This is a genomic window from Blautia parvula (genome assembly GCF_020215665.1).
GTDB classification, from domain to species: Bacteria; Bacillota; Clostridia; order Lachnospirales; family Lachnospiraceae; genus Blautia; species Blautia celeris.
The window spans coordinates 4827458-4841650 of record NZ_CP084061.1 but is presented as its reverse complement, the minus strand read 5'-3'; the positions used below and the strand labels follow the sequence as shown (position 1 = coordinate 4841650).

Here is a 14193-nt window from a genome sequence, read left to right as displayed (position 1 = left end):
TACAACTTGCACAATGGATATCATTTCTCCATATTTTTCCTGCAGTTCGCGGGTTTCACGGGAAATATGATGGTTGTCTTGAAAAGGTCTCCGTCCAGATAGATCTCGAACCTCCCGTTCATAAGCTCTACCAGGTTCTTGGCAATGGAAAGTCCCAGGCCGCTGCCCTCTGTGCTCCTGGACTCATCCCCCTGGATGAACCGTTCGGTCAGCTCATCCGCATCGATGTTCAGGGGCTGGCTGGATATGTTCTTCAGGGAAAAGGTGACTTTCTTTTCATCTGCCTTCATGTCCGCATATACCCGGCTTCCCGGAAAGGCGTATTTGACAATATTGCCGTACAGGTTATCCATGACTCGCCACAAAGCCCTGCCGTCGGCGCAGATATACACATGCTCCTCAGGCATGCTGTTCACGGTCTGCAGCCCGCGGCTTCGGAGCTGCTCAAAGAATTCCCCCTGTACCTGCTGCTGGAATTCCCGGAAGTCTATCTGCTCGGGCTGGATATGGAAATTGCCGGAGTTGATCTTGGAGACTTCAACCAGGTCCTCCATTAGGATCTTCAGACGCTCTGTCTTCTTGTCCAGCACATCCACATACTCCTCGATCTTGGGATTTTGTATCTCCTCCCGCTTCAGAAGGCCGATGTAACTGATGATGGATGTGAGGGGTGTCTTTAAGTCGTGGGAGACATTGGCGATCAGATCCGTCTTTCTGCGCTCATTGCGCACACTCTCCTGGACGGCTTTTTCCAGATTGTCGCCGATCCGGTTGATGTTGTCCGCTATCTCCGCGTTTATCCGGTTTAAGTTCTCTGTTGGTATTTTATATGTAAAATCCTCATCGGAAATCTTCCGCACACCATCCAGCATCTGCTCCCTTGCGCTTATCTCCCTCAGAATATGGCCTCCTGCGTAGAGGTTCATAAAGACAAGTATTACAGCTCCCACCGTCCCTCCGCGGCACAGCAGAAAGCTCAGCACCACATAGAGGACAAATCCCGCAAGCGCAAAGGCTGCCTTCTTACCGCCCCGGATGCCGGCCCTGTAATTGCCGATGATCTGGGATACTATGCTGCCCCTGCCGAGAGTCCCCATTTTCCCCCTGCGCACAATACTCAGGACTCCCACCAAAAGAAACACGTAGATAAATAAGAGCATCACTACATTGCCTGTTGCCCGGGGAGGCGGAAGGATCTCCTCCATGCTGCGTTTTACGATCACTGCCGCCAGACACAGAAGCAGACCCATGGGTACCAGCAGAAATTCTATGGAGATCCTGTCAAAATACCTGCTCAGCCGCATTTCCTGCCCTGCCCTTTTCACTGTCATCACACAGAGTGCCAGAAGGGAAATGAAGAAAACGGCAGCGGAAAAAATCAGGCCTTTCGGAAAGGTACGGATGAACCAGGACCATTTGTGATAAAACTGGCTGCCGCCCCACAGATAATCCTTTGCTGCAAATGTCCTGTCAATCCAGACGGAAAGGGTGATATTTTCCGTATCCGAAATATCCTCGTTGAGCTTTTTTATGATGTCATACTTCATCTCATAGGACAGAGGTACATCTGTATCCAGGAAAAAAGTATCTCCCTGGAACAGAAGTCTGGCGGAATTCTGCTTCTCTTCTTCCAAGGTGCAGTTAGTGTACACCAGGCCGGTCTCCACATTCTCAAACCTGTACTTAATATTGGTGTTCTCCGCTTTGAATCTCTCCTTGTCCTTTACATACTGAGGCATCTCAGCGTCAATTTTTAACAGGCACACAGCCAGTTCGGAGGCGCAGTGTACTTCGCTTGCACGCCTCAGGTTCTGCTCCGACATGACAAACTCCAGAATGCTGTCATAGCCCTGAGGCGTATACAGTTCATCCAGGGTTCCCTTGATCTCCTTCAGCTCACTTACACTGTACAGATTCTTCTCATTTTCCCGGATATAGGATTTCCACCACTTGTAGCTCTCCTTCTGCTCACTCCAGTCATAGAGCTGCTGCAGGGTGTACGCCAAACCGTTAGTGTTGCTGCCGCTTATGATTCCCTGCTCGGCATATTCCAGAATGTCTACCTGCTTGTCAGGGTCATACTTCCCGTCTGTCTCAAAATTCATTCTGAGGCGTATATAGTCAATAAGCTCTGACATCTCATTTTTTACATTCTGGGCATAATCCCTGGTCTTGTAGTAAGGAGGTGTCTCCCCCGCAAGCCAGCCCGGATCCTGCCATACCTGATAATAGTCGGCAATGATAATGTAGATCATCACGATCACTGCAAATAAAAAATGCAGGATCAGGGTCCCTGGATAACAGAACGGACGCCTATTCCTGCCGGGTTTTTTCTCTTTTCTGCCTCTAAATATTTTCAATTTTGTATCCCACTCCCCAGACTACTTTCAGATACCTCGGGTTCTTCGGATTCAGTTCGATCTTCTCCCGGATATGGCGGATATGTACTGCCACCGTGTTGTCAGCGCCGATGGCTTCCTCATTCCATATATTACGATAGATCTGCTCAATAGAAAATACTTTCCCCTTATTTTTTAAAAGAAACAGAAGAATATTATATTCAATGGGAGTAAACCGCACTCCCTTACCATCCAGGGTCACCTCTTTGGTATCGTCATCCACCACCAGTCCCCCGGAAAAATAAATGTGTTTGTCCTGCCCTTTCGGCATATTTCCCAGTTCTGTATAGCGTCTGAGCTGGGACTTTACCCGTGCGATCAGCTCCAGGGGATTGAATGGCTTCTCCATATAATCATCCGCTCCGGCGTTGAGCCCGGCTATCTTATCCTCATCCTCTGTTTTGGCTGTCAGGCAGATGATGGGAATCGTTGAAAATCTGCGAATCTGTGTGATTGCCTGTATGCCGTCCATTTTCGGCATCATGATATCCACGATCAGCAGGTGTACATTCTCCCTGCGCACCACTTCCGCAGCCTCCATTCCATCATAGGCACACAGTACCTCATACCCCTCCTCCGAAAGATAAAGCTCTATGGCATGCACAATCTCTCTGTCATCATCACAAACAAGTATCCTGAACATGTTAACACCTCTTGTCATTATTTTGCATCCAGCACCGGCATCCTTCCGGGATACCTGTGCCCTGAATCATCTCAGGACGTGGCGTCACTGCTGTAGATTTATTATACCATTGTTTCGACATTTACCGTAAAAAACGAACGCAAATTCCGGAAAATTAAGAAAAACTTAAAGATTTCCTTTCAAATATACAGATAATGAACGTTTCACAGCCATACAGCATTAACAAAATGGAAACTTCTGGTATTTTCTAAAATAACAGTAATTATTTCAGGATCGCTTTACATATCCTCCATTCTTTTTTATAATAATACGAATTAGACAAATGCAAGGGAAAGGAATTTTACTATGTTTCGATTGATGGGAACCATTTATAAAGACACACATGTGGTCAAGAGCACCGTCATATGTGATGAGACAGACATGAACCGCACCAAGAAAGTATTTCACTGTCTGGACGCCATCTGTTATGAGTTCGATTTGGAAAAGCCCCTGTGGCTGGATGTGAATATCAAGGATTTCCAGAAGCATGCAAAGGCGCGCTTCAACCAGGATAATTTTATCGAAGTGCTGGATTTTGATTATCTGGAAATACAGGTCATTGAAGAGGGATGAGAAAAACAGCCCGCCCGGAAGTTCCCGGGCGGGCCTTTCTTTCCTTACAGTCTTTTCAGTAACTCTTCTCTTCTGTCCTCGTATCCCGGTTTTCCAAGGAGTGCGAACATGTTCTTCTTGTAGCTCTCAACACCCGGCTGATTGAAGGGGTTCACACCTGACAGGTAACCGCTGATACCGCAGGCAAATTCAAAGAAATAGAACAACTGTCCAAGGTAAAACTCGTCCTGTCTCGGGATTTTAACCATCAGGTTCGGGGTATTACCGTCTGTATGGGCAAGGATTGTTCCGTTCATGGCGCTCTTGTTTACGAAGTCCATGCCTTTTCCGGCCAGATAGTTCAGGCCGTCTAAGTCATTCTCTGCTTCTTTGATGGCAAGGTCTTCTTTCGGCTCTTCGATGGCAAGAACAGTCTCGAACATGATTCTGGAGCCATCCTGGATAAACTGTCCCAGGGAGTGCAGGTCTGTGGTAAAGTCCACGGATGCCGGGTAGATGCCCTTCTGATCCTTACCTTCGCTCTCACCGTATAACTGTTTCCACCACTCTGCAACATAGTGCAGGGTAGGCTCATAGTCAGCCAGAATCTCAACGGATTTGCCTTTTCTATGAAGAATGTTGCGGACTGCCGCATACTGCAGCGCGTCATTTTCCGCATACGGAGTATTCAGTGCCAGTTCTCTTCCGGATGCTGCACCTTCCATGAGCTTATCAATGGAAACGCCGCTCACTGCGATAGGCAGAAGTCCAACGGCTGTCAGCACGGAGAAACGTCCTCCCACGTCATCCGGAACTACGAAGGTCTCATATCCTTCCTCTGCTGCCAGGGTCTTTAATGCGCCCTTGGCTTTATCTGTTGTAGCATAGATCCTTTTTGCTGCCTCTTCTTTCCCGTATTTGTTCTCTGCCATCTCTTTGAACACACGGAAAGCGATTGCCGGCTCTGTTGTTGTGCCGGATTTTGAAATGACATTAATGGAGAAGTCTCTGTCTCCGATCACCTCAGCAAGGCCTTTTACATATGCGCCGCTGATGTTGTTGCCTACATAGTAGATCTCCGGAGCTTTACGGGCTTCTTTTGTAAGATTGTTATAAAATGGATGGTTCAGGAAATCGATGGCAGCTCTCGCTCCCAGGTAGGAACCGCCGATACCGATCACAAGCAGAACATCGGAATCATTTTTAATCTTCTCCGCTGCTTTCTTGATGCGGCCGAACTCTTCTTTGTCATAATCTACCGGAAGGTCGATCCATCCCAGGAAGTCATTTCCAAGGCCGTTTCTGGATACCAGGGTCTCTTTGGCCGCTTCCACCATTTTTTGCATTGCTGTTACTTCTTCTTCGCGGATAACGTCAGCGGCTTTTGAATAATCAAATGTAACTTTGTTTCCCATTGCTCTCTTCTCCTTTTTCCTGTCGTTTGCCTGAAGCTGACCTGACACTTATCAGGGCAGCATGTCCAACTCAACTTGAACGTTGTCACTCAACAAATATAGTTTAGCAAATGATGGGAGGTTTATCAAGTTAGAAATTCCTTTATCACATCTTTGACGATAGCCTCCTCCTCTTTGTTCAGGAGATGGCTGTACCGTTCATCCGTGGCTGCCGCTTCCCGGATGCGCTCTTCCACCTTCTCGGCCCTCGGATCTTTGTCCTGACCCCTGCGGTCTGACATGGCCCGTTCCTTCTGGGCTCTCAGCCGCTGTTCCTGCTGAAGCTGTTCCTGCTCTTTTGCCTTTACCCTTGCCCTTCTGCCTGTCTTTCCTGCCTTGGCCGCCTTGGCTGCCTTAGATCCGGTATTCTGACGGACGGGTTCTATCTGAACTACCTTCTGGCTGTCGCCTCTCTGGTTTTCCATATAATCCAACAGGTTTGTCTCAATGACCTCCTCCTGGAACCCCATGGATATCACCATACGCAGCAGAAGAAGTGCGATACCCATAACCACCGCGCTGCCCGCCAGAAGCCCCATAGCCGGAAAGTCTCTGGTGATGACCGGAAAAGAGATCCGCTCAAGGCCTGTCCTTCTGATCCACAGCGCCCCTGCTCCCGCGGCTAAAAAAGAGAGGACAAAAGTACACCAGGATACCCCTTTCATCTGCCGAAGGGTTATCGGTCCTATCTTTCGTCCTCTCATCCGCCTTGTGAGATACACAGCGGGGTTATGTATCGCTGAATCGTCTTTTACGTTTCTCTGATATTCCAGCAGAAACTGCTGCAGCCATTTGTCTTTTACCGCCGGAACATTTTTCAGGTCCCGGATTACTCTTCTGTTGCTCCCGTAGATTGCCAGTACGCTGAAAAGGCTCAGTAACCCCATCAGCCAGGTGCCATAATAAAATAAGTGCACAGTAAATCCTCCTCACTATTTCGGCGCGCAGAAAGCACGCTCTTTATGGCATTCATTATATAGCAACCCGGGCGTTTTGAAAACAAAAATCGTGCGTCAAATGGTGACAAAAGGCGCCTTTCTACAGCCTCTTAACCATGCTCTCCACCAGATTTACCGTGTGGCGGATCGCCTCTCTTTCAAAGGCGGGATAGTCCATATGGGCGCTGTCGTCAGCCTTGTCGGAGATGGCTCTTATCACCAGATAGGGGATTTGATTGAGATATGCCGCCTGTCCGATGGCCGCGCCTTCCATCTCTGTGCAGTATCCGTCTGTGTTCTCTATGATCTGGTCTTTCACCTCTTTTTTGGCTACGAACTGGTCACCGCTCACTACACGGCCCTCAAATACCTGGATATCGGGATTGACCTGACGGCATACCTCCGCTGCCAGGCTGCGCAGAGTCTCATCTGCCGGGAATGCCAGCGTATCCATTCTGGGCACCTGGCCGATGGGATAGCCGAACTCCCTGGCGTCCATATCATGCTGCAGGGTGTCTGTGGAGAGGACAATATCACCGATGTTGATCTCCGCCCGCAGGGAGCCTGCCACGCCGGTGTTGATGACGGCATCCACATGGAAGTCATCCGCCAGGATCTGGGTACAGATTCCCGCGTTTACCTTGCCAATTCCGGAGCGTACGATCACTGCCTCCTTACCGTTTAATCTGCCGCTGTAAAACTCCATGGAAGCTTTTTTCTCCACTGTTACATCTGTCATCTTCTCTTTCAGGATTGCCACTTCCTCCTCCATGGCTCCTATGATTCCTATATGTCTCATTGCTAAGTTCCTTTCTGTCGATATTATATATGCCGGAGTACACCCGGTCCCTCTGTAAGCCTCTATATGCCCCATTTTCAAAGGATTGAGGCGTTCCTCAGGATTTCCTCTATCCGTTCTGTTTCAGACGCATCAGCGGCCAGCAGAGGCGCTGTGCAGCCGGGATTCATATCCACGCCGCAGAGTACCATTGCCTTTTTTATAATGGGTATGAACTGTTCTGCCACATCATAGATGGCCATCAGTCCATCTATTTTCTGCTGATAAACCTGAAGTGCCTCCAGATCATTCTCCCTTGCTGCTTTTGCGAAGCCGGAAGCAACAGCAGGGGCAAAGTTTGACAGGCCTGCAATACACCCGTCACCACCGCTCAGTACGTTATGGGCAAAAAATTCATCAAATCCGGAATATATTAAAAACTCAGGAAATTCCTTCTTCACTGTCTGTATGAGCGCACGGGTGTGTCCCATGGTTCCCACGGTATCTTTGATCCCAACGATGTTTTTATGTCTGCGTACCAGGTTCAGTACCACCTGGGGCTTCAGATCATATCCTGTCCTGTCCGGAAAATTATACAGAAGAACAGGTCCGTTCACACGGTCGGCAAGGCTGTCATAGAAGTTTTCCACTGCACTGTCCGGCAGATTAAAGTAATACGGAGAGATCACCATAACCCCGTCTGCCCCTGCTTCCAGAGCAAAATTAGAAAACTCCACGCATTCCTCAAATTCCATACTGCAGGTTCCTATATAGACGGTTACCCTGTGTGCAATGTACGCCACAGCCTCACGCACCATATTCCGCTTTTCCTCCATGGGCAGGGCAAAAAACTCACCGATGCTGCCGAAGATGAGAATTCCGTCAATTCCTCCCTGTATCAGATGTTCATAGATTCTTTTGTTGGCTTCTATGTCAATATGTCCGTTTTCATCCAATGCCGTCACTGCCGGCGTGATCCATTTTGCATTCATAAATTAATTATGTCCTCTCTTTTATCTGATTAATCCTGTTGCGGTCTGCCGCATTATTATATCTCTTCGTATCCTGCACCCTTCATGGCAGACATAGCGTGGCTTGTATAACGGCCAAACAAACCCTTTCTCTTCGGACGGGGCAGAATGCCGGATTCGGAACGTTTTTTCAGAACAGCCTCGATCTCTTCCCCGGAGAGTTCCTGTCCCTGAATTCCGACTACGTCGAGACTTCTGTTCTGTACACTGTACTCCAGAATATCCCCCGTCTCAATAAAGGCCAGCGGGCCTCCTGCTGCCGCTTCCGGGGAGACGTGGCCGATGGCGGCACCTCTCGTTGCCCCTGAAAAACGTCCGTCTGTCACCAGGGCAACCGTGCCGTTCAGACGCTCATCACAGACAATGGCCTCTGTGGTCATGAGCATTTCCGGCATGCCGGTCCCTCTCGGACCTTCATAGCGGATAACAAGGATATCGCCCGGGTCTACCTCACCATCTACGACGGCCTGGTAAGCGTCCTCCTCACGGTTGTAGACCTTCGCAGGGCCTTTGTGCTCCCGCATGGATTCCACACAGGCGGAGTATTTGATAACTGCGCCTTCCGGTGCCAGATTGCCTTTTAAAATAGCTATGGAACCCTTTTCCTCCGCTTTCTCCACAGGGAAGATGACCTGGTCACGTTCCAGGCCGTAATTATGCAGATAGCCCAGGTTGCGGGCAAAGAAATTGTCCTTCTCCAGCTCCTCCAGATTTTCACCCAGGGTTCTGCCGGTAACGGTCATGACATCCAGATGCAGCATGTCCTTTAAATAAAGCTGAACCATGGGGATTCCTCCGGCAAACCAGAAGGATTCTGTCAGGTGCTGTCCGCTTGGATTGATGTTGCCGATATGCGGTACTTTGTGGTTCAGGTCATCAAAAAGTTCCGGTTCCAATATGATTCCCAGCTCCCTTGCAATGGAGGGAAGATGGATGGTCGCATTGGTAGAGCCGCCTATGGCGCTGTGAATGATGATGGCATTTTCAAATGCTTCCCTTGTCATGATACTGCCCGCTGTGATCTCACGCTCAACCAGTTCCATGATCATACGGCCCGCTTTTCTGGAATAAGCAAAAATATCCCGCATGGTGGCCGGCATAACAGCAGTTCCCGGAAGTGACATGCCCAGGGCTTCTGCCATACACTGCATGGTACTGGCAGTCCCCAGGAAAGTACAGGCGCCGCAGGACGGACAGCCTGTGAGCTTATAGTCCCTGATCTCCTGCTCTGTCACTGCGCCCTCACGCTTTTGGCGCAGAGAAATATCCCCCGCAACCAGCGATGTGGTCATATCCGGTCCCGGGCGCATGCTGCCGCCGGGAATAAAGATGGTGGGCATGTCCAAGCGGGCTGCTGCCTTTAACTGGGCGGGAATGGATTTGTCACAGGAGGCGGAGAGGATCATGCCGTCCCATGGGTACACGGAACCGTGTACTTCTATCATATCACAGATCGCTTCGCGGGATGCCAGGATGTAGTTCATCCCGTCATGGCCCTGGGCACATCCGTCACAGATATCTGTGGTGTGATACTGGGCCGGATAGCCGCCTTTCTCGAAGACTCCGTACTTTGCCTGCTCCATGAGGCCCGACAGATGGGTACTGCCGGGATGGCTGTCACCGAAGACATCCTCCAGAAGGATCTGAGGTTTCTTAATGTCCTCCTCATCCCATCCGGAGCCCATCTGCAGGGCGTCGAACTGGGACCAGAGAAGGCGCTGGGGGGCGCTTTTTTGTTTGTGGTTCATGGTGTGTTATGTATCCCTTCTTTAATAGATTATTTGATGCTTTCATATTACAACTTTTTGAAGGGTTTGACTACTGTTAATTGGGTGACAGCGGCACAAAAGCCGCGGGACAAAGAATTTTCTTCATCCTGCGGCTTTTGTACTTGTTTTATAAAGGAGGTATTTTAACAAAATTACTTGATACGTTTTCTGACTACATATTCCCCGGCACCAGCAAGGACCAGGATGCCTGCAAAAAGGCCTACATAAATCAGGCCTGTATTGTCATTTTTCGTTATATTCTCCCCTTCACTCAATGGAACCTCTTCCCCATTGATGATGACTGTTCGGGTGCTGTCTTCTTCTGCCTGACCGGTCTGCTCCCGGTCTTTCAAAGGGGCTGCCTCTTCCGTCTGCCGATTTACAGAATCAGCCGAGAGCGCGTCCTGTCCTGCATGAGCAATAGTAATATTTCCAAGGGCAATCGCTATGCATAATATGAGAGGCAAGATTTCCTTTTCTAATCTTTTATGTCCCATAATGCACCCCTTTCCCCTGTCACTATGACTATTTCTTATCTGACGCTGCCTGTATTAAGGCTCCGTCTATATATTTTATTAATTCAAGTGCACTGCGAAAGTGCTTTTCACTCTTTTCTTCTGCCCATGTAACTTCACCCTGCCATGTGGCATCTCTGCTGCCGTCTATTTTAATTACAAAGGTTTCTGCTTCTTTTGCCATTTTAGCCCTCACTATAGTTTTATCTCGTCCGATGGGTATTGTTACAAGCTGTATAAATGGATCACTGTGTAATATCGATAACCATTCAGGTCTCTGCTTCTGTTATTCGTATTATACTTTAAGCGGCATTACCAAAAGCATTACACGCATTACTTTATTTGAATCATATTTTCATAAAGGAGTTTTTTGTAATGGTATAAAATAACAGACAGGACAAAAAACACCACGGAAACCGTTATGATTCGCGTCTGCGGATAACAGATGCTATGATTTCCAAAACCAGTGCTGCCGCAATCACACCGCCTGCAATGATCTTTCCCATTGTACTTGTCAGGGCCTGGGCGACCCTTCCCAAAACAGGGATGGTATATACCACTTTCCCTATAAAGTTGCTGTAGGGGACTGCGTTCATATCCTCCGTCTTATTGGCATCGCCTTTGGTGATAAATTCACCCATGACCACTTTGTTCTCCACTACCCTGTGGGTGATAATGGCATTGGAATCCTTTGCTCCATAGAACGCGATCACATCATCTTCCTTCATGTCCTCCGGTGCTGTCTCCTGTACATACACCAGGCTTCCTGTGGGGATTGCCGGCTCCATGCTTCCGCTTACCACGGAATATGCATCATAGCCAAAAAGCCTGGTTGCTGTAATGGGAAGACAGACAAGCACCAGACTTACTAATAAAACAGTGCCCAGTGCACTGCAAATTGCAGACACTGGGCTTTTCCTATCCTTTTTCTTCTTTCTGCTCAAATCAAGTTATCCTTTCATCTGCGTCGTCTAATCAGAAATACTGCTAATGCGGAAAGAGCTGCAACTGCTCCGACTCCGATCGCGATGCCGGCTGCAAGGGGAAGGCCCTTCTTTACTTTCTCTTTGGTCTCTTCCGGATTGTCAGCCAGAGGTGTTTCATCCTCATCTAAATCGACAACTTCCTGGTTGCCCTGCGGCACTTCATTCGGCTCTATAACCTGAGTTCCCTCGTCTGTTCCGGCTCCTGCCGTACCTTCGGTTCCCTCAGTACCGGCTGTTCCGGCTTCACCTGCGGTGCCTTCTGTACCGGCTGTTCCCTCCGTTCCGGTGGTTCCTGTTGTGCCTGCCGGAGTACCTGCTGCCGGGGTCTCTACAACAGTTGTCTCTGTTGTGGTGGTTCCGGGTATAACGGTTGTGACGGTTGTTGTCTCGCCGGGTACGGTTACTGTCTCTGTTGTAACAGGTGTATATACGAAAGTAAATACGTTCTGTGCTTCATTGGAGGAGAGTGTCTTGGTCAGTGCCAGAGCCTGCGGTGTATAACCTTCCACATACAGGTAAGCCACTACCGGTTTGTCTCCCACATTGCCGTAATAGGTACGGCTCGGTGCCAGTTCGTTTCCTTCTTCATCATGATAATTAACAGTATAACCAACCATGTCGCCCTGAATTCCGTAAGCGACAACAAAATCTCTGTCACCATTTACATAAAATCCGGAGGTCTCAAGGGAATTATTGTCACGTCCGCTTATCCGGACACCTTTTACATAATATTTACTGGAATCTCCCAGTGCAACATCACCGTTCTGTACATCAAAGGATACTTTATCACCTAATTTCAGGCCGCTTACCACAACCCTGTCACCCTGTGCATCAATCACCGGTGTCCCTGTACTTACTACAGATAATCCGTCAATCCCGGAAAATGTACCCTGATTGCCTGCATAGAAGGTTGCTGTATAGGTGTATTCTCCATCTGCCGCAAAAACGCTGATCACAGATGAGCCAAAGAGCATGCAGACAGTAAGCAAAGATGTCAGAATCATTTTCAACTTCTTCATGACTTCAGCTCCCCTTTCTCATGGCGTTTTTTCATGGCTGCGATTCCCAGAAGCAGCAGTACCAATCCGCTGACTAATGCCGCTGTACTGAAAAGGAGGATATTGGTGGTATCTCCTGTCTTAGGACGGGTGATCGTCTTCTTCACTGTATTGGATTCGCCTGTAACGGTCTTTCTTACCACAGTGTCTTTACCTTTTACGGTTACCGTGGAAGGAGCTACTTTCTCTACTGCGAAATTCATCTGCAGACGAGCCAGTGTATCCTGATAGCCATTGCCCTGTGTCTCACCGTCTAAGATAACCTTCAGGTGAACAGAACCGGCTTTTCCTGCATCCAGCCTATCCAGATAGAAGAAATCATCCAGGGAATCCGTGGCTTGTTCCAGACCTTTGCCAACATAGGACGTGCCCTCGCCGCCTACGGTTTCGCTGTCATAGAGGACTGCCTCCGCACCGGATGGATCATAATAGGTCAAAACATATGTGTAAGCTCCGCCTTCTGCTTTGCTTCCCTCTTCCAGACTTTTCAGAACTTCATTGGACATATACCAGTCGGTCTGTTCCTCTCCGGAATTCTTTATCTTAACCTGCAGTTCCATGGTATCGCCGGGGAGGATTCCATAAATCTCCTCAGCCATTTCCTTAGAACTGAAATTACTGTTCATCTTGTCTCCGTCAAAATCAACCTGCCAGTCTTTATCACTTTTAAAATCTTCTGCATATGCGGTTGCCGCGGTGCCTACGGTCATGACTGCTGCCATGATAAGGCACAAAATTTTCTTTTTCATATTCTGTACCTCCTATCGTAAGCTGATATCTCCGTTTGCTGCAACATCTACATCTACACCCCAGGCACTCTTGATGGCATCCTGTGCATTATGTGTCTGAACAGCATCCACTTCGGCTTCCACCTGGAAACTGTAACCGTCATAATCGTAAACCGTGGTGATGGTCTTGTAACCATTTTCATCAATTGTCTCATGTTCTGTGACCTTCTTGCCAAGCGCCGGGTCAATCCGCAGTGTGTCTGCGAACTCGGGAGTGGTTTCTCCTGCCGGAAGAATGCTGTTATAGTACAGAACCGTACGTTCTTTTGTGGATGCATTTTTGTCTTCGGTCCAGCCGTTGCCGGTCAGGTTCAGGTCGATCAGTGCGGGGGAAAGCGTTGTGTCTTTGACTGCATTTTCTCCTTCGCCTTTTGACCAGCTCTTATAGAGGATAACCCTCACATAGCTGTCTATGGAGCCGCTGTTCGTAACGCTGAGCTTCTCATCATATGTCTTGCCCAGTACCAGCTTCTCTTTCTTCAGATCGGATAAAAGAGTTCCTGTGCTCTCATTCCACTCATCGTTTTCATTATAGTCCCTGTAGCTGATTTTGTCACCATTTTCTATGAGGCTTACACCAATGTTTGATGTGCTCATCTGCACAGAATAGTTTTCACTGTAATAGGTAAGTGCCGCACGTGCACTTCCGACTGTACTGCCCAGCAATAACAGGGCTGCTGCTGAGAGAAGGATAACTGGTTTCACAGAAAAGGATTTTTTCTTCTTTTTCATTATTCACCAACCTCCTCTTGTTTTGCATTCCAGTCTGCATAGGGTTTGCCTTCATCGTCATATAATACCGGGGTACACTCCTGGGCCACGATAATATTAAATTCCTCCTCACTGTCTTTGGAATCAATCTTAACCTGGAGTTCCTCCGTTTCACCGCCTGCCGGAACAATATCACTGTAATAGTAGTAATCTTCTTCTCCGGGGGACCACTTCTGGCTGCCCTGATATACAAGTCCGTCCTGATATTTTTCTCCTGCAAATACTTTCACACGGACATAGCACTCATAATCTCCTGTATTTTTGATCACAATATGCTTTGTCCAGTCGCTGACCTTCTCCTCCGGAATCGTCACGGTGGAACCAAGACTGATGGTCACATCACCTGCTGCCGTTGTATAGGTGGTGAAGTACGCCATGGCGCTGTTCACGGATATACCTGCGGTGAGGGCAAGAGCTGCTGCTGCCAGACAAAGGCTTTTCTTATTGAATTTCTTCTTCATCGCTCCATCCT

Annotated in this window: 15 protein-coding genes; 1 reads left to right on the top strand and 14 read right to left on the bottom strand. The window is 48.5% G+C overall.

Annotated elements, in window-relative coordinates:
* Positions 1-20: 20 nt before the first annotated feature.
* Both LC508_RS22165 and LC508_RS22160 read right to left on the bottom strand, forming a co-directional pair.
* Positions 21-2360: a sensor histidine kinase gene (locus tag LC508_RS22165; RefSeq protein ID WP_103731542.1), complete on the bottom strand. Its 2340-nt coding sequence runs from the start codon at positions 2358-2360 to the stop codon at positions 21-23.
* Positions 2347-3042 carry a response regulator transcription factor gene (locus LC508_RS22160; protein WP_033142033.1) on the bottom strand — a complete coding sequence of 232 codons (696 nt, stop codon included), beginning with the start codon at positions 3040-3042 and terminating at the stop codon, positions 2347-2349. Before LC508_RS22160 ends, LC508_RS22165 begins: the two co-directional genes overlap by 14 nt.
* A 345-nt stretch (positions 3043-3387) precedes the next feature.
* On the opposite strand from LC508_RS22160, the gene LC508_RS22155 reads away from it, so the two are divergent.
* A complete protein-coding gene (locus tag LC508_RS22155; RefSeq protein ID WP_033142034.1) occupies positions 3388-3654 on the top strand; it encodes a hypothetical protein in 267 nt (88 codons plus the stop codon).
* Positions 3655-3698: 44 nt separating this feature from the next.
* Here LC508_RS22155 and LC508_RS22150 read toward each other — a convergent pair whose 3' ends face one another.
* The 12 genes from LC508_RS22150 to LC508_RS22095 all read right to left on the bottom strand — a co-directional run bounded on the left by LC508_RS22150 (position 3699) and on the right by LC508_RS22095 (position 14182).
* Positions 3699-5048 carry a glucose-6-phosphate isomerase gene (locus LC508_RS22150; protein WP_033142035.1) on the bottom strand — a complete coding sequence of 450 codons (1350 nt, stop codon included), beginning with the start codon at positions 5046-5048 and terminating at the stop codon, positions 3699-3701.
* 125 nt (positions 5049-5173) lie between these two features.
* Entirely contained in the window at positions 5174-6004 is an 831-nt protein-coding gene (locus LC508_RS22145) for a hypothetical protein (protein ID WP_103731541.1), read from the bottom strand.
* 121 nt (positions 6005-6125) lie between these two features.
* Positions 6126-6824, bottom strand: a complete 699-nt coding sequence (locus LC508_RS22140) for a 5'-methylthioadenosine/adenosylhomocysteine nucleosidase (protein WP_054350758.1) — start codon at positions 6822-6824, stop codon at positions 6126-6128.
* Positions 6825-6901: 77 nt separating this feature from the next.
* Positions 6902-7795 (bottom strand): dihydrodipicolinate synthase family protein, encoded by an 894-nt coding sequence (locus LC508_RS22135; protein ID WP_054350502.1) that lies wholly within the window; start codon positions 7793-7795, stop codon positions 6902-6904.
* Positions 7796-7851: 56 nt separating this feature from the next.
* Positions 7852-9582 carry a dihydroxy-acid dehydratase gene (gene ilvD, locus LC508_RS22130; protein ID WP_103731540.1) on the bottom strand — a complete coding sequence of 577 codons (1731 nt, stop codon included), beginning with the start codon at positions 9580-9582 and terminating at the stop codon, positions 7852-7854.
* A gap of 173 nt (positions 9583-9755) precedes the next feature.
* A complete protein-coding gene (locus tag LC508_RS22125; RefSeq protein ID WP_103731539.1) occupies positions 9756-10100 on the bottom strand; it encodes a hypothetical protein in 345 nt (114 codons plus the stop codon).
* 28 nt (positions 10101-10128) lie between these two features.
* Complete coding sequence (locus LC508_RS22120) at positions 10129-10302, bottom strand: hypothetical protein (protein WP_181014420.1); 174 nt, start codon at positions 10300-10302, stop codon at positions 10129-10131.
* A 235-nt stretch (positions 10303-10537) separates the two neighbouring features.
* Complete coding sequence (locus tag LC508_RS22115; RefSeq protein ID WP_225305247.1) at positions 10538-11026, bottom strand: signal peptidase I; 489 nt, start codon at positions 11024-11026, stop codon at positions 10538-10540.
* A gap of 50 nt (positions 11027-11076) precedes the next feature.
* On the bottom strand, positions 11077-12123 hold the full coding sequence (locus tag LC508_RS22110; RefSeq protein ID WP_054350500.1) for a MucBP domain-containing protein: 1047 nt from the start codon (positions 12121-12123) through the stop codon (positions 11077-11079).
* Positions 12120-12911, bottom strand: a complete 792-nt coding sequence (locus tag LC508_RS22105) for a sortase B protein-sorting domain-containing protein (protein ID WP_033142041.1) — start codon at positions 12909-12911, stop codon at positions 12120-12122. The genes LC508_RS22110 and LC508_RS22105 overlap by 4 nt, the downstream gene beginning before the upstream one ends.
* 12 nt (positions 12912-12923) lie before the next feature.
* The gene (locus LC508_RS22100) at positions 12924-13682 is read right to left on the bottom strand and encodes a hypothetical protein (protein WP_033142042.1); all 759 of its coding nucleotides are present in this window, start codon (positions 13680-13682) and stop codon (positions 12924-12926) included.
* Positions 13682-14182 (bottom strand): hypothetical protein, encoded by a 501-nt coding sequence (locus LC508_RS22095; RefSeq protein WP_033142043.1) that lies wholly within the window; start codon positions 14180-14182, stop codon positions 13682-13684. The genes LC508_RS22100 and LC508_RS22095 overlap by 1 nt, the downstream gene beginning before the upstream one ends.
* Between the last annotated feature and the right edge of the window lie 11 nt (positions 14183-14193).